At 32.6% G+C, this 20,190-nt stretch carries 19 protein-coding genes and 1 tRNA gene; 10 read left to right on the forward strand and 10 right to left on the reverse strand.

All coding sequences use genetic code 11. The features are described 5' to 3' along the window. The first annotated feature begins 86 nt into the window (after positions 1 to 86). Positions 87 to 2,894, forward strand: coding sequence for a TonB-dependent receptor (locus QWY99_RS00515; protein WP_290259760.1), 2,808 nt, complete (start codon positions 87 to 89; stop codon positions 2,892 to 2,894). A 75-nt stretch (positions 2,895 to 2,969) separates the two neighbouring features. Further along, positions 2,970 to 4,025: a phytase gene (locus tag QWY99_RS00520; protein ID WP_290259762.1), complete on the forward strand. Its 1,056-nt coding sequence runs from the start codon at positions 2,970 to 2,972 to the stop codon at positions 4,023 to 4,025. Between the two features lie 74 nt (positions 4,026 to 4,099). Here QWY99_RS00520 and pckA read toward each other — a convergent pair whose 3' ends face one another. Together pckA and QWY99_RS00530 are read right to left on the reverse strand one after the other, a co-directional pair. Then, on the reverse strand, positions 4,100 to 5,701 hold the full coding sequence (gene pckA / locus QWY99_RS00525; RefSeq protein WP_290259764.1) for a phosphoenolpyruvate carboxykinase (ATP): 1,602 nt from the start codon (positions 5,699 to 5,701) through the stop codon (positions 4,100 to 4,102). Between the two features lie 81 nt (positions 5,702 to 5,782). Beyond that, positions 5,783 to 6,169 (reverse strand): DUF423 domain-containing protein, encoded by a 387-nt coding sequence (locus QWY99_RS00530; protein ID WP_290259766.1) that lies wholly within the window; start codon positions 6,167 to 6,169, stop codon positions 5,783 to 5,785. Positions 6,170 to 6,376: 207 nt separating this feature from the next. Between QWY99_RS00530 and QWY99_RS00535 the strand changes: the two genes are divergently transcribed. Beyond that, entirely contained in the window at positions 6,377 to 7,747 is a 1,371-nt protein-coding gene (locus QWY99_RS00535) for a saccharopine dehydrogenase family protein (protein ID WP_290259769.1), read from the forward strand. A 166-nt stretch (positions 7,748 to 7,913) separates the two neighbouring features. Here QWY99_RS00535 and QWY99_RS00540 read toward each other — a convergent pair whose 3' ends face one another. From QWY99_RS00540 to QWY99_RS00555, 4 genes are all read right to left on the reverse strand, one after another. Continuing rightward, positions 7,914 to 9,143: a M56 family metallopeptidase gene (locus QWY99_RS00540; protein WP_290259771.1), complete on the reverse strand. Its 1,230-nt coding sequence runs from the start codon at positions 9,141 to 9,143 to the stop codon at positions 7,914 to 7,916. Next, positions 9,140 to 9,511, reverse strand: coding sequence for a BlaI/MecI/CopY family transcriptional regulator (locus tag QWY99_RS00545; protein WP_264287828.1), 372 nt, complete (start codon positions 9,509 to 9,511; stop codon positions 9,140 to 9,142). The genes QWY99_RS00540 and QWY99_RS00545 overlap by 4 nt, the downstream gene beginning before the upstream one ends. 13 nt (positions 9,512 to 9,524) lie before the next feature. Then, positions 9,525 to 9,962 (reverse strand): hypothetical protein, encoded by a 438-nt coding sequence (locus tag QWY99_RS00550; protein ID WP_290259778.1) that lies wholly within the window; start codon positions 9,960 to 9,962, stop codon positions 9,525 to 9,527. A 273-nt stretch (positions 9,963 to 10,235) separates the two neighbouring features. Further along, the gene (locus QWY99_RS00555; protein ID WP_290259780.1) at positions 10,236 to 11,624 is read right to left on the reverse strand and encodes a dipeptidase; all 1,389 of its coding nucleotides are present in this window, start codon (positions 11,622 to 11,624) and stop codon (positions 10,236 to 10,238) included. A 108-nt stretch (positions 11,625 to 11,732) separates the two neighbouring features. On the opposite strand from QWY99_RS00555, the gene QWY99_RS00560 reads away from it, so the two are divergent. From QWY99_RS00560 to QWY99_RS00570, 3 genes are all read left to right on the forward strand, one after another. Beyond that, a tRNA-Leu gene (locus tag QWY99_RS00560) sits at positions 11,733 to 11,814 on the forward strand. Between the two features lie 465 nt (positions 11,815 to 12,279). Then, positions 12,280 to 12,621 (forward strand): type II toxin-antitoxin system HigB family toxin, encoded by a 342-nt coding sequence (locus QWY99_RS00565; RefSeq protein WP_290259782.1) that lies wholly within the window; start codon positions 12,280 to 12,282, stop codon positions 12,619 to 12,621. Then, entirely contained in the window at positions 12,621 to 13,181 is a 561-nt protein-coding gene (locus tag QWY99_RS00570; protein WP_290259785.1) for a helix-turn-helix domain-containing protein, read from the forward strand. Before QWY99_RS00565 ends, QWY99_RS00570 begins: the two co-directional genes overlap by 1 nt. A gap of 485 nt (positions 13,182 to 13,666) precedes the next feature. Here QWY99_RS00570 and QWY99_RS00575 read toward each other — a convergent pair whose 3' ends face one another. Then, the gene (locus QWY99_RS00575; RefSeq protein WP_290259787.1) at positions 13,667 to 13,900 is read right to left on the reverse strand and encodes a hypothetical protein; all 234 of its coding nucleotides are present in this window, start codon (positions 13,898 to 13,900) and stop codon (positions 13,667 to 13,669) included. 86 nt (positions 13,901 to 13,986) lie between these two features. Between QWY99_RS00575 and QWY99_RS00580 the strand changes: the two genes are divergently transcribed. From QWY99_RS00580 to QWY99_RS00595, 4 genes are all read left to right on the forward strand, one after another. Next, complete coding sequence (locus QWY99_RS00580; RefSeq protein WP_290259789.1) at positions 13,987 to 14,217, forward strand: helix-turn-helix domain-containing protein; 231 nt, start codon at positions 13,987 to 13,989, stop codon at positions 14,215 to 14,217. Between the two features lie 127 nt (positions 14,218 to 14,344). Continuing rightward, positions 14,345 to 15,178, forward strand: coding sequence for a hypothetical protein (locus QWY99_RS00585; RefSeq protein ID WP_290259791.1), 834 nt, complete (start codon positions 14,345 to 14,347; stop codon positions 15,176 to 15,178). Between the two features lie 114 nt (positions 15,179 to 15,292). Beyond that, entirely contained in the window at positions 15,293 to 15,805 is a 513-nt protein-coding gene (locus tag QWY99_RS00590) for a hypothetical protein (RefSeq protein WP_290259793.1), read from the forward strand. Further along, a complete protein-coding gene (locus tag QWY99_RS00595) occupies positions 15,805 to 16,140 on the forward strand; it encodes a hypothetical protein (RefSeq protein ID WP_290259794.1) in 336 nt (111 codons plus the stop codon). Before QWY99_RS00590 ends, QWY99_RS00595 begins: the two co-directional genes overlap by 1 nt. 75 nt (positions 16,141 to 16,215) lie before the next feature. On the opposite strand, the gene QWY99_RS00600 is transcribed toward QWY99_RS00595, so the two are convergent. From QWY99_RS00600 to QWY99_RS00610, 3 genes are read right to left on the reverse strand one after another with little or no spacing between them, the layout of a single operon-like run. Then, positions 16,216 to 17,223, reverse strand: coding sequence for a TerC/Alx family metal homeostasis membrane protein (locus QWY99_RS00600; protein ID WP_290259797.1), 1,008 nt, complete (start codon positions 17,221 to 17,223; stop codon positions 16,216 to 16,218). Between the two features lie 42 nt (positions 17,224 to 17,265). Beyond that, positions 17,266 to 18,777, reverse strand: coding sequence for a helix-hairpin-helix domain-containing protein (locus QWY99_RS00605; RefSeq protein ID WP_290259799.1), 1,512 nt, complete (start codon positions 18,775 to 18,777; stop codon positions 17,266 to 17,268). Positions 18,778 to 18,780: 3 nt separating this feature from the next. After that, positions 18,781 to 20,190, reverse strand: a complete 1,410-nt coding sequence (locus QWY99_RS00610) for a PP2C family serine/threonine-protein phosphatase (RefSeq protein ID WP_290259801.1) — start codon at positions 20,188 to 20,190, stop codon at positions 18,781 to 18,783.

Here is a 20,190-nt window from a genome sequence, read left to right on the forward strand (position 1 = left end):
GCATAACGATATGTTAAATTTTTTGAATGGCAGAGTTAACTTTCAAAAACTAGTTTAGCACCGTAGTAAAACAACTTAAAACCAAGATGAAAAAAAATTATTTAGTATTAGTTCTATTTTTAATAACCTTAGTTGGTTATGCCCAAAAAGGAATTGTTTCTGGAAAAGTGTTAGATGCAGATGATAAATTGCCTTTGCCAGGAGCAATGATTGAAATTGTTGGTCAGAATAAGTATACTGTTTCTGATTACAACGGAAGATATGAATTACTTAATGTAATGTCAGGATCTTATCAAGTTAGAGTTAAGTACATGGGATATACTGAGAATATCCAAGATGTAGTTATTGCAGATGGTAAAAATGCAGTAGTTGATTTTGCACTTAAATCGTCTGGTACAGAATTAAATGAAGTTGTAGTTGGTGATATCTTAAAAGGACAAGCAAAAGCGTTAAACCAACAAAAGACGAATAAGAATATCGGAAATGTTATATCGGCGGATCAAATGGGACGTTTCCCAGATGCAAATGTTGGAGATGCTTTAAAACGAGTACCTGGAATTACCATGCAGAATGACCAAGGAGAAGCCAGAAATATAATTATTAGAGGTTTGGCTCCGTCATTAAATTCCGTGACTTTAAATGGAGATCGTATTCCATCTGCCGAAGGTGACAATAGAAATGTCCAAATGGATCTTATTCCATCAGACATGATCTCGACAATTGAAGTAAATAAAACGCTTACTCCAGATATGGATGCTGATGCTATTGGAGGTTCAGTAAATTTGATTACCAGAGCTACTCCCAATGGCGAAAGAATCTCTGCAACAGTTGCGGGAGGTTATGCACCAATTCGTGATAAAGCTATTTATACAGCAGGATTAGTATATGGTAACCGTTTTCTAGATGGCAAGTTAGGTGCAGTAGTAAGTGGTTCTTATAATAATGTAGATTACGGTTCTGATAATATGGAAGCCGTATGGACGAAAGACAAATTTGGTAACGAATATTTAAGCAAATCCGAAATTAGAAAATATGATGTGCAACGCATTCGTAGAAGTGGAGCTGTTGCCTTGGATTATAAATTTGATGACAACAATACCATTTTTGCTAATGCAATTTACAATTGGAGAGATGATAGAGAAAATCGCTATAGAACTACTTATGATGATATAAAGCCTATTTACAATGGTGAACAAATATCAAGTTTTACCGGAAGAGTAAAGCGTCAGTCAAAAGGAGGAGTTGATGATAATCGTAATAAAAGCAGAAGATTGGAAGATCAACGAGTGCAAAATTATGCATTGCGTGGGGAGCATTTAATAAATTCTAATTTAGATTTAGATTGGTCTGCAAATTATTCGTCTGCAAGAGAATATCGCCCACAAGAGCGTTACATTGAATACCGTCAGAAAGGATTGAATACTACTCAGGATTTGTCGGATATGGAGTTTCCTTTGGTTACAACAACAGGAGAAGCTTTAGATAAATTTAAATTTGATTCGGCTACCGAAAATACTAATGAAACGAAAGAAAGTGAATTTGGTGCTAAAGTAAATATTCGATTCCCTTTTACAATTATCCCTTCAGAAAAAGGAAGATTAAGAACAGGACTTAGATTAAGAATGAAAGATAAATCAAGAGATAATGTTTTTTACTCTTATGAGCCATTAAGTGGAATGGGAACTCTAGCGGATGTTGGAACAAGCTATTATGATGGAGCCGATTTTAACGTGGGTAGCAAGTATGTACCAGGTACGTTTGTTTCCAGCTCTTATTTAGGAGGTTTAGATTTAAATAATCCTGCTTTATTTAATAAAGAATTAAATCCTGCTGAATTTTTGACTGTAAATTATAAAGCCAAAGAGAATATTTATGCTGCTTACGTAAGATGGGATCAGGACTTTAATGATAAGTTATCTATGATTTTAGGTTTTCGTGTAGAGAATACGCATATTGATTATACTGGGAATCGTGTTTTGGATGAAGAAGCATTAGAAGGACAGATCAATACAACCAATTCATATACCAATGTAATGCCTGGAGTTTCGTTTAAGTATAATGCAACTAAAGACTTAGTGTTAAGAGCTGCTGTAACAACTGCATTGGCAAGACCTGATTATTATGCATTGGCTCCCTACATTAATAATATTGCTACGGATTCTCAAATCTTAGCGGGAAATCCAGATCTTAAAGCGACTTATTCTTATAATTATGATTTCATGGCCGAGAATTATTTTAAATCAGTTGGATTGATTTCTGGAGGATTTTTCTATAAAAACTTAAATGATTTTATTTATACTTATAGTGATAATCAATATACGACAGCAAAATTCGCGGCAGATTTTCCTAACCAACAAAATCCAATTCCAACAGCTGATAATTGGACGCTTATTCAACAAAGAAATGGTGATAATGTTGATGTTTTTGGTTTTGAAGTAGCCTTTCAGCGTCAATTGGATTTCTTTACAAGCCCGTTCTTAAAAGGATTTGGAATTTATCTAAACTATACATACACAAAATCTACAGCAAAAGGAATCGCTGATGCAGAAGGAAACGAAAGACGTAATATTAGTCTTCCAGGAACTGCGCCACATATGTTTAATGGTTCATTATCATGGGAGAATAAACGTTTTTCGGCAAGAGTTTCTACTAACTTTACTTCAGATTATTTAGATGAATTAGGGTCAAATGATTACAATGATAGTTATTATGATAAGCAATTTTTTGTAGATGCTAATGCTTCATTTAAAATCACACCAAAGATTCGCGTTTTTGCAGAAGCAAATAACTTAACGAACCAGCCATTACGCTATTACCAAGGCGTAAAATCACATACTAAGCAGGTTGAATATTACCAAGCGCGTTACAATTTTGGATTGAAATTTGATTTTTAATATATAATTACAATGAATTTAGTGATGATTGACAGGGATAATTCATTCCTGTCAATTTTTTTAAACAACAATAACATGAAAAATAAATTTATACTACTCCTAGCGAGTGCTTTTTTGATTTCTTGCGGAAGCAAGTTAGCTCCTGTTCGTAAAGATGCCTTAAAACCAATAGTTGTTACGCAACCACTTCCGCATGATACTGACGATCCATCAATTTGGATTCATCCTACAGATCCATCAAAAAGTATTATTGTAGGGACAGATAAAGATACCGATGGTGCTTTGTATGCTTTTGATTTAAACGGTAAAATCTTGGTGAAATCGGAAACCTTAAAAAGACCAAACAATGTTGATATTGCTTATGGCTTACTTGTTAATGGAAAAAAAGTAGATGTAGCGGTTACAACAGAAAGAGAGAGTAATAAAATAAGAGTTTTTAGCTTACCTGATTTAAAACCTATAGATAATGGAGGGATTTCTGTTTTTGACGGGGAGTTACTACGTGATCCAATGGGAATTGCATTGTACACGCGCCCTAGTGATCATGCAATATTTGCAATAGTAGGAAGAAAATCAGGACCTTCGGGGAGCTATTTGTGGCAATATGAGCTGTCTGATATAGGAAACGGAATTGTTGGAGCTAAAGTGGTTCGTAAATTCGGTTCTTATAGTGGTAAAAAAGAAATAGAAGCTATTGCTGTAGATAATGAATTAGGCGTGGTTTATTACTGCGACGAACAATTTGGAATCAGAAAATATGTAGCTGATCCTGCAAGTAATCAAAGTAATGTGGAGCTTGCTATTTTTGGTAAAGGAGATTTTAAAGCGGATAATGAAGGGATTGCTATTTATAAAAAAACGGCAACAACAGGATATATATTAGTTTCTAACCAACAAGCAAATACGTTTATGGTTTATCCGCGTGAGGGTGCTAATGGTGATTTAAACAGTTATCCTTTACTTGCAGAAATTCCAACCTCGACAATTGAATGTGATGGTGCCGATGTGACGAATGTAAATTTAGGAGGTGCTTTTAAAGACGGACTTTTTGTAGCAATGAGCAACGGTATGACTTTTCATTATTACAGTTGGGATGCTATTCAGAAATTGATAGATAAGGATAAAAAGTAGTTTCTAGCATAAACAAAAAGAGCTGTTCATTTGAACAGCTCTTTTATTTTTGAATTAGTAAGTAAACTCTTTTATTATATTAATGGTGCTCCTGCCATAATTTCGGCATTAGCAAATTCTTCAAATTTGGCAAAATTAGCTTTGAATTTCTCAGCTAATTCTACTGCTTTAATATCGTATAACTTTGGATCTGCCCAAGTGTTTCTAGGGTTTAAGATTTCGTTAGGTACATTAGGACATGTTTGAGGTTTTGCAATTCCAAATACAACATGATTTTCGTAAGCTACGTTGTCTAATTCTCCGTTTAAAGCGGCAGTAATCATAGCACGAGTATATTTTAGTTTCATACGAGTTCCTGTACCGTATGCTCCACCAGTCCATCCTGTGTTTATAAGCCAAACTTTTACATTGGCATCTTTCATTTTTTTGCTCAACATTTCTGCGTAACGTGTTGGATGTAACGGCATGAATGGCGCTCCAAAACAAGCTGAGAAATTTGGTTGAGGTTCGTCTATACCAGCTTCTGTACCAGCAACTTTAGCAGTGTATCCAGAGATAAAGTGGTAAGCAGCTTGACCTGGTGTAAGTCTTGAGATTGGAGGCAAAATACCAAATGAATCTGCTGTTAAGAAGAAAATATTTTTAGGGTTTTTACCTATTGATCCCGGCTGAATGTTGTCAATATGGGTAATAGGGTAACTTACTCTTGTGTTTGGTGTAATTGAGATATCATCAAAATCTACAATGTTTGTACCTGGCTTGAAAACTACATTTTCTAGTAAAGCTCCTCTTTTGATAGCTCTAAAAATGTCTGGTTCATTTTCTTCAGTTAAGTTGATTACTTTAGCGTAACAACCACCTTCAAAATTAAAGACAGTGTTTTCGTTAGTCCAACCGTGCTCATCGTCACCGATTAGTTTTCTGTCTGGATCTGCAGATAAAGTCGTTTTTCCTGTTCCTGATAAACCAAAGAAAATCGCAGTATCTTCATCTTTACCAACATTCGCACTACAGTGCATTGGTAAAGTGTTTTTAAATACTGGTAAAATGAAGTTTAAAGCAGAGAAAATTCCTTTTTTCATTTCACCTGTATATCCTGTTCCACCAATAAGTGCTATCTTTTTTGTAAAATCTAAGATTGCAAAATTGCTTTGTCTTGTTCCGTCTACTGCAGGATCTGCCATAAAGCTTGGAGCACAAATTACGGTCCATTCTGGAGTAAAGTTTGCTAGTTCGCTTGCTTCTGGTCTTAAAAACATGTTGTAACAGAATAAGTTAGACCATGCTGTCTCAGTAACAACACGCACATTTAGTCTGTAGTTTGGATCTGAACAAACGTATGAATCTCTAACAAATACTTCTTTGTTAGAAAGGTATTGAGTGACTTTGTTGTATAATTTTTCAAAGGCAGTAGGATCAAAAGGAATGTTTACTTTGCCCCACCATACTTGGTCTTCGGTAATACTATCTTTTACAATGAAACGATCTTGTGGCGAACGTCCTGTAAATGTACCAGTATTAATTGCTAATGCCCCTGTTGAGTCCTCTACACCTTGACCAGACTGTATCGTGATGTTGTGTAATTCGTCAGCCGATAACTGATAATGTATTGTTGCATTTTTAATCCCTAACTCATTTAGCGAAATCGATTGCGTTGATAACGTTTGATTGTCCATAAATTTTAAGTTGTTGTGTTTTATTTTTATAGACTGTAAAATTAGATATTATATTTTAGATATAGATTTATATCACTAATTTTATGACTTTTGTTTAATAATTTTAACAAAAAGCACGCTCCAAGCAAGAATTAATAGCAGTCCGCCTATTGGAGTTACGAATCCTATAATTTTAAAGTCGAAAGATGTAAGGTTATTCGTTGCAAGTAGATAGATTGAACCTGAAAATAACAGTACTCCTGCTACAGCTAAATTGTAGATTACTTTTAGGGTTTTAAGAGAAAGCTCTTTACGTGTTGCTACAAATAGTAAAAAGAAGGCGTGATACATTTGGTAGCGCACCCCAGTTTCAAAAGTAACTAGTTCTTCTACTGATAAAACTTTTTTTAAAGCATGTGCTCCAAAAGCTCCTAAAATGATAGCTACCATTCCTAAAAACGCAGCTGTTGCTATAATCTTTTTATCCATCATAAAAAATTTTACTGATTACAAAAGTAGGCTTATTAGTTTCAATTTGAAATAAAATTAAGACAACTTTTTGAAATATTTTGAGTCCTTTTAATGCGTAGTATTCTGCTTATTTTTAGATTTAAATAATGATTATTTTAATTTTTTAACATTATTTTATTGTTATGGATATAACAATATTGTATGTTTGTGTTATATATGTAAAATATGAGAGTAGTTTTGGTCATTGGGGCAGGTAGATCGGCATCGTCATTAATACGATATTTATTGGATAAATCCGAGAAAGAAAACTTGCACCTTATTATAGGTGATTTGTCTTTGGCTCTTGCCGAAAAGAAAACCAATAACCATCCTAATGCTACTCCTATCGCATTGGATATTTTTGATAAAGAACAACGAAAGTTAGCAATTCAGCAAGCGAGTATTGTAGTATCGATGTTACCAGCTCATTTGCATATAGAGGTTGCCAAAGATTGTTTGCTTTATAAAAAGCATATGGTTACTGCATCCTATATAAGTGATGCTATGCAGGAATTAGATAAAGAGGCAAAAGCCAATAATCTAATTTTTATGAATGAAATTGGACTCGATCCTGGAATTGACCACATGAGTGCCATGAAGGTAATCGATGAGATAAGAGAGAAAGGTGGCGAAATGCTATTATTTGAATCTTTTTGTGGCGGACTCGTGGCTCCTGAATCTGATAATAACTTGTGGAATTATAAATTTACTTGGGCTCCCCGAAATGTTGTTTTGGCAGGGCAGGGTGGTGCCGCTAAATTTATTCAGGAAGGAACGTATAAATATATTCCGTATTGTAATTTGTTTCGTAGAACCGAATTTCTTGAGGTAGAAGGTTATGGGAGATTTGAGGCCTATTCTAATCGGGATTCTTTAAAATATAGAACCATTTACGGTCTTGAAGATATTCTTACTTTATACCGTGGAACGATTAGACGTGTTGGATTTTCGAAAGCATGGAATATGTTTGTGCAATTAGGGATGACCGATGATAGCTATGTTATGGAGAATTCTGAGACAATGAGTTATCGTCAGTTTGTGAATTCTTTTTTGCCTTATCATCCTACTGATTCTGTTGAGATAAAAATGCGCTTGATTCTTAAAATAGATCAAGATGATATTATGTGGGATAAACTGGTTGAGCTTGACTTGTTTAATCCAAATAAGATTGTTGGATTAAAAGATGCTACTCCTGCTCAAATATTAGAAAAAATACTTTCGGATAATTGGTCATTACAACCTCATGATAAAGATATGATTGTAATGTATCACAAATTTGGGTATGTTTTAAATGGTGTTGACACGCAAATAGATTCGAAAATGGTTTGTATTGGCGATGATCAAACTTATACTGCAATGGCAAAAACGGTTGGATTGCCTGTTGCTATGGCAACTTTATTGATATTAAATGGTAAGATTACAACTCCCGGTGTTCAGTTACCGATAAATAAAGAGGTGTATCTGCCTATTTTAAATGAATTAGAAGAATACGGTGTAGTATTTCATGAGCAGGCAATGCCTTATTTTGGATACAATCCTGATAAACTTCTTAGTTAATATTTTTTTTGGAATTTTTTTTTAGAATTTTTTTTAGTTTTTTTATTTAATCCGCTTCTAGAACAGAAGCGGATTTTTTTATTGTCAATATTTTATACTTTAAATAGAGAGATGTTTTGAGACGGTTTTAAAGGATTTTATATTATTTTCTAATAAAAGCAGTTTATTATTCTGGTGCCATTTGAATTGTTATTGGTAAGCTATACATTATTCTTGCTGGTTTGTTATTTATTGTAGCTGGTTTCCATTTAGGAGAAAGTTTTAGAACGCGTATCGCTTCCTTACCTGTTCCGTAGTCTAAGTCGCGTAAGATTTTAAAATCTGTTAATGAGCCGTCTTTTTCAATGAAAAATTTCACGAATACCTTTCCTTTAATTTTGTTTTTTGTTGCCTCTGGGGACATTTTGTAATTCTTTCCGACAAACTTGTAAAATTCTGCAATTCCACCTGGATATTCTGGTTTTGTTGTGTTTTGAGTTGGATTTGAAAGCAAATTAAGAGTTTCTTTTTCTGCTTCTCTGTTGTTTTCTTGTGTAATTGTTGAGGTGCTAAAAATGAAAAATAATATTGCTAATACAAAGCCTACTGCAGCTGTTTTTAATAGTATTCTTAATCGGGATTCTTGTTTTGTCATCATAAGTAGTCGTTTTTTGGTTATTTGAAAATTAATAGCGCTTGCAAGTGCAATTTGACTTTGGTTTGAAGCCATTTTTAGTAATAAATTCTGGTAATAGGAAACGGAATCTATTTGGTTTACTACGGCTTCATCGGCTAGGAATTCATGATTTAGTTTAATTGCCTTTTTGTAAAGGAAAATGATTGGATTAAACCAAAATAGAATTTGTATTAGTTCGATGAAAATGATGTCGAAGGAATGTTTTTGTTGGACATGAGCCGTTTCATGTGTGATTAGTTGAGGATCGATTAAATCATTTTTAAAGTCATCTTTGTTTATGAAAATTGTATTTAAAAACGAGTGTGGCAAGATGGATTCTTGTGTTAAAACCGCTTTTTGGTTATTGATGATTAGCGACTCGTTGTATTTTATTTTTTTGTGAAACGCATGTAAATTCAATACAAAACGAATGGTTAATAGTAGAACAATGCACAGATATAGGCCTAATATTCCGTAAATTATCGTTTGATTATTGGTTAAAGCGTTTGAGTTTTGTATGTTGTTATTGATCACTATTTCTGGTAATTGAATGCTTTTTATTGCCATCGCCATTTTTGTGTCAAAGGAGAATAATTGCAACGGAATAATGAAGCTAAATAACAAACTGCTTAATAAATAAACGCGATTAAAACGAAACATTTTTTCGTTTTCTAGCCATAATTTATATACTACAAACAAGACAAGAAGTAGTACTGATGATTTTAGGAGATACGTTATCATTTTTTCTTTTTTTGAATTTGTGAGTCAATTATTTTTTTGAGTTCTTCTAATTCAGAAGTTGATAAATTAGTTTCGGTTGTAAAAAACGAAGCAAATTGTGATGCCGAATTGTTAAAGAAATTGCTAATTAATCCGTTTACGTGTTTTGAGAAGTAATCTGTTTTTTTAACCAATGGATAATATTCTCTGGAGTTTCCAAATTCGTTATAAGCAACAAATTTTTTATCTATCATTCTCTTTAATAAAGTAGCAACTGTTGTTGTTGCTGGCTTTGGCTCGGGATAGGCTTCGAGCAAATCCTTCATGAACGCCTTTTTGAGTTGCCAAAGGTGTTGCATTAATTGTTCTTCGGAGTTGGTTAGTTGCATTTTATTTTTGTTTCTAGTGTTGTTGTTGAGTAATGAGGCGTTCTGACATTAATTTTCCTTCAAAGTATTCTTTGGTGGCTACATGTTTTCCTTTGTTTGAGTAATACTTCCAATCTCCGAAATAATACCAATGTGCATTTTTTGAATCGTATTCTAATTTTGTTTTTCCTTTTGATTCGATTTTGCCGTTTTCATAATAGTTCTTTGTGTAAGCGATTCCGTTTTTGTATTTCTCAATTTTATGTATTTTTCCGTTTATGTATGATTTCCATTTCTTGATTGGCTCGTTGTTCTTGTAATGTTCAATTGATTTGTATTGAATATTATCTTGTGTGTAGGTATCAATCCATTTGCCTTCTTTTTTCTTGTCGATTTTTTGATTGATATGTTCGGTTTTACAGCCTAAACAGGATATAAGTAGTAATAGGTAGAGAACTGTTTTATGATTCATTTTATTCTACGTTTATAGATTGTGTTCTACAAATGTAGAGTTAAATTTGAAATATCCTAATTTTTTTTCAAAAATTATAAGCTATAAGTGTTTGATTATGTGGTGTTTTTTGTTTCTTTTCTCTGTGGTCGTTGTTGCGTTAGGGATAGAGGCGACATCCTTTTATGTGATGAAAGAACATAAAAGATACAGCTGAAAGCCCGGCCGAAGGGAACGCCCCAAAAAAAAATCCGCTCATTGCTGAACGGACTTTAAGGTATGTTGTTGTGTGAACTATTTAGATAATTCTACAAAATATTTATAGAATAACGGAATAGTTTCGATTCCTTTTAGGTAATTGAAGATTCCGAAATGTTCGTTTGGAGAGTGAATTGCATCACTGTCAAGTCCGAATCCCATAAGGATTGTTTTGCTTTTTAATTCTTTTTCGAATAAAGCTACAATCGGAATACTTCCTCCTGAACGAACTGGAATTGCAGGAACTCCAAAAGTTTCTGTGTATGCCATATTTGCGGCTTTGTAACCAATGCTATCAATAGGTGTTACATATCCTTGTCCTCCGTGATGTGGAGTCACTTTTACAGTCACGCCAGCTGGAGCAATGCTTGTAAAGTGTTTTGTGAATAATTCGGTGATGTTTTCCCAATCTTGATTAGGAACCAAACGCATTGATATTTTTGCGAAAGCTTTGCTTGCAATAACAGTTTTAGCTCCTTCGCCAGTGTATCCGCCCCAAATTCCGTTTACATCAAGTGTTGGTCTAATAGAGTTGCGTTCGTTTGTTACATAGCCTTTTTCGCCGTAAACGTCATTTAAGTCTAATGCTTTTTTGTATTTTTCTAAGCTAAATGGTGCTTTTGCCATTTCGGCTCTTTCTTCTAGTGATAATTCTTGTACGTTATCGTAGAATCCAGGAATAGTAATATGGTTGTCTTCGTCATGAAGCGAAGCAATCATTTTTGCAAGTACATTAATAGGGTTTGCTACTGCACCACCGTATAATCCTGAGTGTAAATCGCGGTTAGGCCCCGTAACTTCAACTTCTACATAGCTTAAACCACGTAATCCAGTTGTTATAGATGGTTGCTGATTAGAAATCATTCCAGTATCTGAAATTAAGATCACATCGTTTTTAAGTTTTTCTTGGTTACGTTCTACAAACCATCCTAAACTCTTAGATCCTACTTCTTCTTCGCCTTCGATCATGAATTTTACGTTACAAGGCAAGGTATTGCTTTGAATCATATATTCTAATGCTTTTACGTGCATGTACATTTGTCCTTTGTCATCGCAAGCACCACGAGCAAAGATGGCTCCTTCTGGGTGAATTTCGGTTTTTTTGATAACGGGCTCAAATGGTGGTGATGTCCATAACTCGATTGGATCTGGTGGTTGAACATCGTAGTGACCGTAAACTAATACGGTTGGTAAATTTGGATCGATTATTTTCTCTCCATATACAATTGGGTAACCCGGAGTGTCGCAAATTTCGACAAAATCGCATCCCGCTTTTTCTAAACTTGCCTTTACTGCTTCGGATGTGTCAATAACATCTTGTGAGTATGCTGTGTCTGCACTTACTGAAGGAATTTTTAATAATTCGACTAATTCATTGATAAAGCGTTCTTTGTGTTGTTGAACGTATGCTTTTATAGTATCCATTTAAATTGATTTTTATAGAATTTCAAAAGTACAAAAAATAGAATTAAATTTTTTTTTAGAAAAAGCTTTGTAATGTCAAAGTTATGTCTATCTTTGCACCACAATTGAGCGGATATGGTGAAATTGGTAGACATGCCAGACTTAGGATCTGGTGCCGCAAGGCGTGTAGGTTCGAGTCCTATTATCCGCACTACTTACTACTAACCCTAATTATTTTTAAATAATTAGGGTTTTTTTATGCCCAATAATGTCCTTTTATTACACGGAGAATCGATTTAACTAATTGACAATGAGAATTTTTGGATTTTACAATTTCTAGATGTAATTCTTAATAAGAAACTAACACAAAGTATTCTTAAATTGTTGAGCTACTTGATTTGTTTTTCTTTTTTTTTAATTTCCTTATTTCCTATTTTATTAATTCCATTTGTTACTGTTACTAATTTTTTAACTTTTTATAATTTATTGTAAGAAAATATTTCTACATTTGAAATATTACAAAACTGACAGCTATTTAGTGATTAAGCTTTGATGAGTCGATTCTTAAAGAGCTATTTTGGTTGTATTCTGTTTTTTTACAATGAGAGTTAAATATAATTAAAGTTAAAAGTTCGGTTTTTATCAGAACTTTTACTATTTTTACAAACATATTAAGATGAGGATTTTAGGAAAGAAAATAATTCTAAAAGTTAAAAGGAAAAATATAGGGAATATTAAACTATGTAACGCAATTGATTCTTTAATTGATGATTTGCAAGAATTTAATGCCAGCGAGAAAAGTATTAACGATATTAGAAATGATGCTGATTGTGTTCATATCGATGGTTTTTATTTTTTTGATATAAATATTCATCGTACACTAATATTGATTGAGTTTGATGATGATGGAGAAGCCACAATTGTATGGGCAGGTACTCATCAAGAATATGAGACTATTTTTAAAAATAATAAATCAACTATTGAGAAATGGTTGAGAAAATATGGATACATAGAATAATGAAAACACATTTTGACATAGAAAAGATTGTAGAAAAAGGAGTAATCACAAACGAGTTAGATTATGAGCGCGCGCTCATTGCTGATAGAAAGTTGAGACTTCTTGCTAAGGATAGCCTTCATTTTAAAAATTTAAGAGGTAAACTTCGTGATATAATAGGTCAATATGAAAATTCCGAATGGAGTGATATTGATACAATCGATGACAATAAGCTTGTAGAAAGTGATAAATTTGAACAGATTGCAGAGCTTGAAAGACTATTTATAGAAAATAGAAAGCTTACAATTAGAAAAAAAATTAAAGAGCTTGATTTGACTCAAGAAAATTTGGCTTCAATTTTAGGACATAAAAGTAAAACTCATATGTCTGAACTTATGAATGGAATTAAACCATTTACGCTCAAAGATTTAATTGTGATTAATCGACTTTTAAAAATTGACATAACCATCCTAGTACCCGTTTTCCTGTCAAAAGAAGACGAAAAAAAGATAAAGGAAGCTGTAATGAAATTAGAAAAACCTAATCTAAAACTTACTGCTAACGATTTAGTTTTATGTTAATAAACAAGCCCACAAGTAACTAACACAATATTTGTCTCTGCCCAGTCTTGTCTTTCTGACGCAGGAAGAATCTCTACAAGAAACTAACACAACGCATTCTTAGATTGTCGAGCTACTCGATTAGTTTCTTCGTTCCTCAGAAAGACAAGTTTGCGAATGGTTTACGATTAATAGAGCTCCATAAGAAGCTAACACAATATTTGTCTCTGCCCAGTCTTGTCTTTCTGACGCAGGAAGAATCTCCGCAAGAAACTAACATAAAGTATTTCTTTATTGCCTCCTGCTTTAGCTGGAGGTTTGCAAATGAGTAATGAAAAGGCTTTAGCCAAAATAGTGCTTATTATGGCTTTCTGCCTAGTTTTGTTATTCCGAAGAATGAGGAATCTCCGTAAGAAACTAACACAACGCATTCTTAGATTGTCGAGCTCCTAGAAGAGATTCTTCGTTCCTCAGAAAGACAAGTTTGCGACTGTTTTGTGTAGACTTTATTCTTTCTCCAAATACGGATTGAGTACCTCGGCTAATTCATTGAGCCAATAAAAGGAATCTTGTACTTTGTCCATGTCTAATTTTAGGGTTTCACTTTCTCTCATTACTGCCAAGCCTATGATATGGTTTAATTGACGTATCGTCTTAGCCATGTTTTTGGGATCTATATTATTATTGAAAAATTCTGCCAATCTTATTTCTGTTTCTTTTGTTAATCCTTCTGTAGTCATTGTCTTATTTTTTAGGTTCTTCAAATATAGTAAATTACACCCATATATGGGTGTAGTTGAAAAATAAATCTTATGACTTTTGAAATATGGATATTTCAGAAGAAACGTTTATTGCAAATCTAGGCATTCACATAAGGCAGCTACGTGAAAAGAAAGGCATGTCTCAACAAGACTTAGCTGATGATTGCAATGTTACCCAAAATCAAATAGGAAGAATAGAAAGAGCAGAAATTAATACAAGTGTAAAAAACCTTGTGAAAATTGCTAATGCTTTAGGAGTTGAACCTTATGAATTGATGGATTTTACGAGGAAATAAGGATTGATAATTTTTTGTGAAACCAAGATAGTATTTTGAAAAATTATTTTTTTGGTTGACTGCAAATGTTCAATTTAAAAATTACTTAGCCCTAAGGGTTCTTAAAAAAGTTAAGCGTTATTAATAAATGGAAGAACAAGAAACAACATTAGAAAAATTGAGCAACTCTGCTTTGTCGAAAATAAAATTACCAATTGTTTCAACTTATGTCATAGTTTTGATTGTTTATAACTGGCAAATATTATTGTATCTTATATTTAAAAATGAAGCCATTGACTTAAAGATCGATTATATCGTTTGTAAAAATCGCGGAGAATACTTTTTTAATATTTTAATTCCAGTTCTTATTGCATTGATGTACACTCTTTTTTTTCCAATTCTTCAAGTCGGTATTAATGTACTTTTTAACTATTTTAAGAAGATGGATAAAAAGATATTAAAAACTGAGGAACTTGATGATGCCATTCATCGTTTCGAATTACAGCAGAATTTAACGGGAAAACAGTCTTTAGAAAGATTGCAAGCTAATATTGAACTTTTAACAACTGAAAATCAAAAGTTAATTCTTGATAATAAAACTCTACTTGAGCGAGTAAAAGATGTGAATCAACGTGATGAGAATACAAATATTTTTCGTGATACTATCAATAAGAAAAAGGAAAAGGAGTTAAATGAAATTTCTAAAAGTCTTCTTTCTAAATTTAATGAGTTTACTTTTGAAGAAAAAAGTGTATTTTTAGATTTAATTAATTTTTTTGATAAAAAAGATAAATTTTTATTAAAGAATGAAATTTCTAATATTTCAATTCATGAGAATTTTATTGAGCAACCATTAAATGTTTTGTTAGAAAATAGTATTCTGAATCTGTATTATTACAGTGGAGGAGATAAGTATGCGCCTTCAGTTATTGGTTTCGAGGTATTAGAATATTTTAAAAATAATTTTTCCAATAAACTATAGTATTTTGTTCAAGTATTGGGGGGTGGCTTGAGTGAATTTTAATTGTATTTTCGTTTGTCGAATAATAATTTACTCTAAAATTTGCAGTTTTACTAATTAATATAACATTTGAATATGGTTGTAGATGATAATTCATTATTAAGGATGGATAATATTGAATATGTAAAGTCACTTGATGACGAAATCGATTGGAAAATAATCGACCAAATACATACAGCAACTCTAAACTTTTCAACGACAAGTTTAGAGTTGAAAAAAATATTTCTTGTTTTAATAGGTATCGCAGTTCCTTCTTTAATAAAATTAGCTGGTGACAAGATTGATACTTCATTGTTTGTTACAATTTATTTGCTTGCTTTAGCATTTTGGTCTTTAGATAGTTTTACATATTTTTATCAGGAAAAATTAAGAGAAAAAATGGATGTACATTTTGCTAACATTAAGAATAGGAATCTACCGACATTGACTTCTAAACCGGTGATAGGTGATGATTTCACATTAGAAAATAGCAGAACAAGTTCAAATAGAATAAGGCGGTCTATAGTAAACCTATCTGTAATGCTTTATATGTTTGTGGTTGGACTTAATACAGTTGCTCTTGTTTTATATTTAATGGAGATAATTTAATGAACATATTTGTAAGCTACACAACGAGAAATAATGAAGTGACAAAGAAAAATTTGATGAATTTTTCAAAAAAAATAAATTCGTTGGGTAAAATTTTTATTGACCTAATAGATAATAAGTCAGTTGATAAACAAGGAAGAATTGTTAAAGAATTAAAAACAGCACAATTATTGATTTTGATTAAATCTCAAAGTACTTTAAATTCAGAATGGGTTAAATTTGAGTTGAACTGTGCAAAAAGATTATGCATACCCGTAATAGAGTTTGATGTAAATGAAATTGATGATTTAACTCAACAAGAAATCGAAGAAAAAATTAATAGATGTAGGGAATAGTTCTGTTACTAAAAAATGTTTAATATTTCAATAAACTAAAAAAGACCTCAATTGAGGTCTTTTTTGGTAAGTATATTATTTGTTTTCTTCTTCTTTTGGTTCTGGAAACATAACCGATAGTACTACTGATATTATTAAAACTCCAGCAATCACAATTAGAGAATAAATTGATTCTATGTGATAGAATGGAGAGATAATCATTTTAACTCCAATAAACGCAAGGATAATTGCAAGTCCGTATTGTAGTTTACTAAACAAATGGATGAAATTATCAAGTAAGAAGAACAATGCTCTTAATCCTAAAATTGCAAATATGTTTGATGTATACAAGATAAATGGATCACTTGAGATAGCAAAAATTGCAGGAATTGAATCTACTGCAAAAAGTAAATCTGTAAATTCTATAACTGCTACAACTACTAAAAGCGGAGTTGCAAGTTTTTTTCCGTTTTCGTATGTAAAGAATTTATCTCCATCATACTTATCGCTTACCTTAAAGAACTTTCTAATTAGTTTAGCTCCTCTAGTGTTGTTGTAGTCTTCATCTTCGTCTTCATTTCCTGCAGACCATGATTTTATACCAGCATACACTAAGAATAGTCCAAAGGCAGTCATGATAAGGTTAATATCATATTTGAATCCTTCGACACCTACAAGGCTTAAAAGCTTGTTTAAATACGTTAATTCGATTAAGAAAGCACCAGAGAATATAAATATGGCTCTTAATACTAAGGCTCCTATGATACCCCAGAATAATACTTTGTGTTTGTTAGTGTTTGGTACATCAAAAAACTTGAATACTAATATAAAAACAAAAAGGTTATCTACAGAAAGTGCTTTTTCGATCCAATACGCTGATTGAAATTCATAAAATTTAACTGCACCTGCATAATAGTATACTAAGCCACTAAAGCCCATTGCTAAGCTTATCCATACTAATGACCAAGAAATAGCTTCTTTATTGCTTACGACATGACTTTTTTTGTTGAAAATTCCTAAATCTAGTAATAGCATAATCACCACTGCGATTGCAAAAGTTACTATTAATCCAGGATGTTCTGAGAAAATGGGATGTTCGTTCATTTGTTATTTATTAAGTTAATTTTTGTTTTTAATTGTTTTTATTTATTTGTTTGCCATTGTAATTACGATTACTCTTCCTCCTTCTTCTCTGGATAGGAGTAGTTTTTTTCCGTCGGTAAGCTCTACCATTGTACCAATTGGAATTTCTTTGTCTTCTGTTAAATCTTTTAAATCGGTTAGTTTCTGATTGACTAACACCCATTTACCTTCATGAAATGTAAAATAACCAACAGGTATTTTCTGTGCTGCGGTTAGCTTTTCATTTCTGGCAATATTACGATTAACGTGCCATTGAAACAAGTATTGATCGTTATAAACCATTAATCTATGATTTTCGGGTTTCCATACCGATTCTTGGGCTTGATAATAGAGGTCTAAAACAGGGAGTGTGCCCTTGTGGGAAGTACCGCAAAATGGGCATTTTGGTGTGTTTGTATTGTCAAAAACATACCATTTTTGTTCGCAAGATGTGTTGTGACATTTCTGCATTAAATCGGATGTTTTAAGCAAAGCTATTTCCCATTCTTCTGCCGTTGGTCTTTGCATCGGATTGTGCAATCCATCTATAAACACTTTATCGAATAATGTTTTTAGATACGGCCCCGTAATCGTGTAAGGGAGTTTGGTGATATCTGCCCAAGGCAAATCCCATTTTGATACCTGATTAAGTTTTGGTCTGTTTGCATTGTCTGTAGGATGCTCTATAAACATTGCTTTTTCGCCCATAGACAATAAATCATCTTTCTCGGTGTCTAGATCATGAACTTTACCTCCTTTTAATGGATGACGATGTAATAGAAACATATAGATAAGTACCGGCAAAGCATGCAAATCTGTTAATCTGTTTGGTAACTTCCTATTTGGGTCTGTTTTATTTAAATGTTTAGTTGCTAGTACTTCGGGAGCAATAAATTCAGCTGTGCCTATTACTTCTGCCTGAAATAATCCGGGAACTACTAATCCATCTAAATCAATCATGCAGGCTGATTTTTCGACAGGATCTATTAGTACATTATTGTATGATAAATCAGAATGTGCCAATCCCATGGCGTGCATTTTTTTTACTCCTCGAGTTAAATTAACCGATACCTGAAAGTAACTTAACCAATCTCCCAATTCTGAATTTGCAACTCTAAGCGGAAATTGTGGGTTTCTGAATTTAGGACCCGCAAACCATTTTCCGTTTTTTTCTTTTCCTTGAATTAAATCGCTTGTTGCATATCCTTTTTTAAAGAAAAATTTTGAGTTGTAAACGGGAACAATTATTCCTGTTAGATTATTATATTCGATAACATCTGTTGGCCATCTAAATACTTCGTTTAAATAATAATCACCTGCTTCTTTGTTTTGAATTTGTGGCAGATAATAATTAGTTATTTTTTGGAGTCTTTCTTTTTGGTTAAAGTCTAATTTGTCTCTAAAAATAGCGACTACATATTTTTTATCAGGACTAAAATATACATCCTTTACACCACCACGCATTGGTTCGCCATTATCAACGAATTGATATGATTTTGTGGAATCATTAATTGATTTTACTGTAACTATACTCATGATTTAGTAAATTATAGCTAGGGTTCTGTCATCGTGGTTTCCTGGGCTCCAGAAATCCATCCATGTCGAAAGTTGGTTTGTAATTTGTGTGTTCTCGGAATTAAAATCGACTTTATGGCCATCTTCATTATTTCCGTGCAAATCTTCTAAAAATTCGTTCCACTTTGTTATTTTTTCCAAATTGGCTTCAACAACAAATTTAGGGTCGTAAATTCCATCGGTCATTAACATCAAATAAGAGAAATCATCGACTAATTTAAAGCCAAAACGGGACGAAAACTTGTCACTCTGAAATATCTCTGGCATGGTTACAAATCGTGTTCCTCCGCCAAATTCTCCAACATCTAGCCAGTTCATTAGTTTTATTTCGGTTAAATCTTTATTTAATAATCCAATAGGGCAATCGCCAACTCCAAAGGTTAGAATAGCATATCCAAATTCATATTTTTTGACTAATGTAAATATTAAAGTCGAATGAAAATCTTTAAGCTCTTTTTCATTTTGTATCGCAAACTCCTCTAGTTTTTTGTGTGTATAATGTGCTCCCTTTGATAAGGTATTATAAACAAAGTGGCTTATTTTTTTTGATGTACCTTCCTCTGATTTGTTATAATGATTTAAAAGTGTTTCATCAAACTCTTTTAAATATTCTGGGGTTAAATTTTGTTCAAAATATTCAACTACTAAATCGCAAGCCAGTTTAGATCCTTGTCTTGATAATTTTGCTGAACCAGCACCATCTGAAACTGCTAGTACACACCAACCTGTTTCATTAATGTTTTTAAAAGCATAATCATCATCTCTAAAGGAGCCAATATTTGCATGACTTCTTCCTCTTTTGGAAGCTATGACTATGTTTTTGTCTAAAAATTTTCCCGAAAAAGTAGTGTTGTCTTCTTTCCAATAAGGATCAGATTTGTCGCTTTCAATGTTTTTCCACAAAGATTTTGGATCTGGATTTATAATAACTGTAATTGTCTTTTCATTTAATGTTGAATTTTCTTCTTCTCCTTCAACTCTAAATAATAGTTTTATTTTTAAATCGCCACTTATTTTTGGATTTCCATGAAGTAACTCTTCTGTATCGTTAAAAGAAAGTCCCGTATCGTCTAAGTTTTTAATTTCAGAATAAATAATATCGTCCCAGCCTAATTTAATAAAGTCAATTTTTGATTCATAATTTTTATTCACCGTACCATTTGGTAATAATACCGATTGTTGCATTATGTCATCAATTCTAGTTTTTAGCATCCAGTTTGCCATAATCATCTGTTGATTTTCTTTAATTATTTTTACGGATTCAATATTTGTTTCATTTGCAATAAAATCATCAAAGAGAGAATTTTTGCTCGTCGGAACTTCAATTTTATTTTGTGATAAAAAAGCTTGGAGATATTTTTTTGTTTCTTCCAT

Origin of the sequence: Flavobacterium branchiarum, from assembly GCF_030409845.1 — a bacterium.
Lineage (GTDB): Bacteria > Bacteroidota > Bacteroidia > Flavobacteriales > Flavobacteriaceae > Flavobacterium > Flavobacterium branchiarum.

Bases quoted from the DNA above. Each gene is read 5' to 3' on its own strand.
- QWY99_RS00565 (WP_290259782.1), top strand. From the start codon at position 12,280: ATGAGGATTTTAGGAAAGAAAATAATTCTAAAAGTTAAAAGGAAAAAT.
- QWY99_RS00605 (WP_290259799.1), bottom strand. From the start codon at position 18,777: ATGAGTATAGTTACAGTAAAATCAATTAATGATTCCACAAAATCATAT.
- QWY99_RS00575 (WP_290259787.1), bottom strand. From the start codon at position 13,900: ATGACTACAGAAGGATTAACAAAAGAAACAGAAATAAGATTGGCAGAA.
- QWY99_RS00550 (WP_290259778.1), bottom strand. From the start codon at position 9,962: ATGAATCATAAAACAGTTCTCTACCTATTACTACTTATATCCTGTTTA.
- QWY99_RS00610 (WP_290259801.1), bottom strand. From the start codon at position 20,190: ATGGAAGAAACAAAAAAATATCTCCAAGCTTTTTTATCACAAAATAAA.
- pckA (WP_290259764.1), bottom strand. From the start codon at position 5,701: ATGGACAATCAAACGTTATCAACGCAATCGATTTCGCTAAATGAGTTA.
- QWY99_RS00535 (WP_290259769.1), top strand. From the start codon at position 6,377: ATGAGAGTAGTTTTGGTCATTGGGGCAGGTAGATCGGCATCGTCATTA.
- QWY99_RS00595 (WP_290259794.1), top strand. From the start codon at position 15,805: ATGAACATATTTGTAAGCTACACAACGAGAAATAATGAAGTGACAAAG.
- QWY99_RS00530 (WP_290259766.1), bottom strand. From the start codon at position 6,169: ATGGATAAAAAGATTATAGCAACAGCTGCGTTTTTAGGAATGGTAGCT.
- QWY99_RS00585 (WP_290259791.1), top strand. From the start codon at position 14,345: ATGGAAGAACAAGAAACAACATTAGAAAAATTGAGCAACTCTGCTTTG.
- QWY99_RS00520 (WP_290259762.1), top strand. From the start codon at position 2,970: ATGAAAAATAAATTTATACTACTCCTAGCGAGTGCTTTTTTGATTTCT.
- QWY99_RS00580 (WP_290259789.1), top strand. From the start codon at position 13,987: ATGGATATTTCAGAAGAAACGTTTATTGCAAATCTAGGCATTCACATA.
- QWY99_RS00515 (WP_290259760.1), top strand. From the start codon at position 87: ATGAAAAAAAATTATTTAGTATTAGTTCTATTTTTAATAACCTTAGTT.
- QWY99_RS00555 (WP_290259780.1), bottom strand. From the start codon at position 11,624: ATGGATACTATAAAAGCATACGTTCAACAACACAAAGAACGCTTTATC.
- QWY99_RS00590 (WP_290259793.1), top strand. From the start codon at position 15,293: ATGGTTGTAGATGATAATTCATTATTAAGGATGGATAATATTGAATAT.
- QWY99_RS00545 (WP_264287828.1), bottom strand. From the start codon at position 9,511: ATGCAACTAACCAACTCCGAAGAACAATTAATGCAACACCTTTGGCAA.
- QWY99_RS00600 (WP_290259797.1), bottom strand. From the start codon at position 17,223: ATGAACGAACATCCCATTTTCTCAGAACATCCTGGATTAATAGTAACT.
- QWY99_RS00570 (WP_290259785.1), top strand. From the start codon at position 12,621: ATGAAAACACATTTTGACATAGAAAAGATTGTAGAAAAAGGAGTAATC.
- QWY99_RS00540 (WP_290259771.1), bottom strand. From the start codon at position 9,143: ATGATAACGTATCTCCTAAAATCATCAGTACTACTTCTTGTCTTGTTT.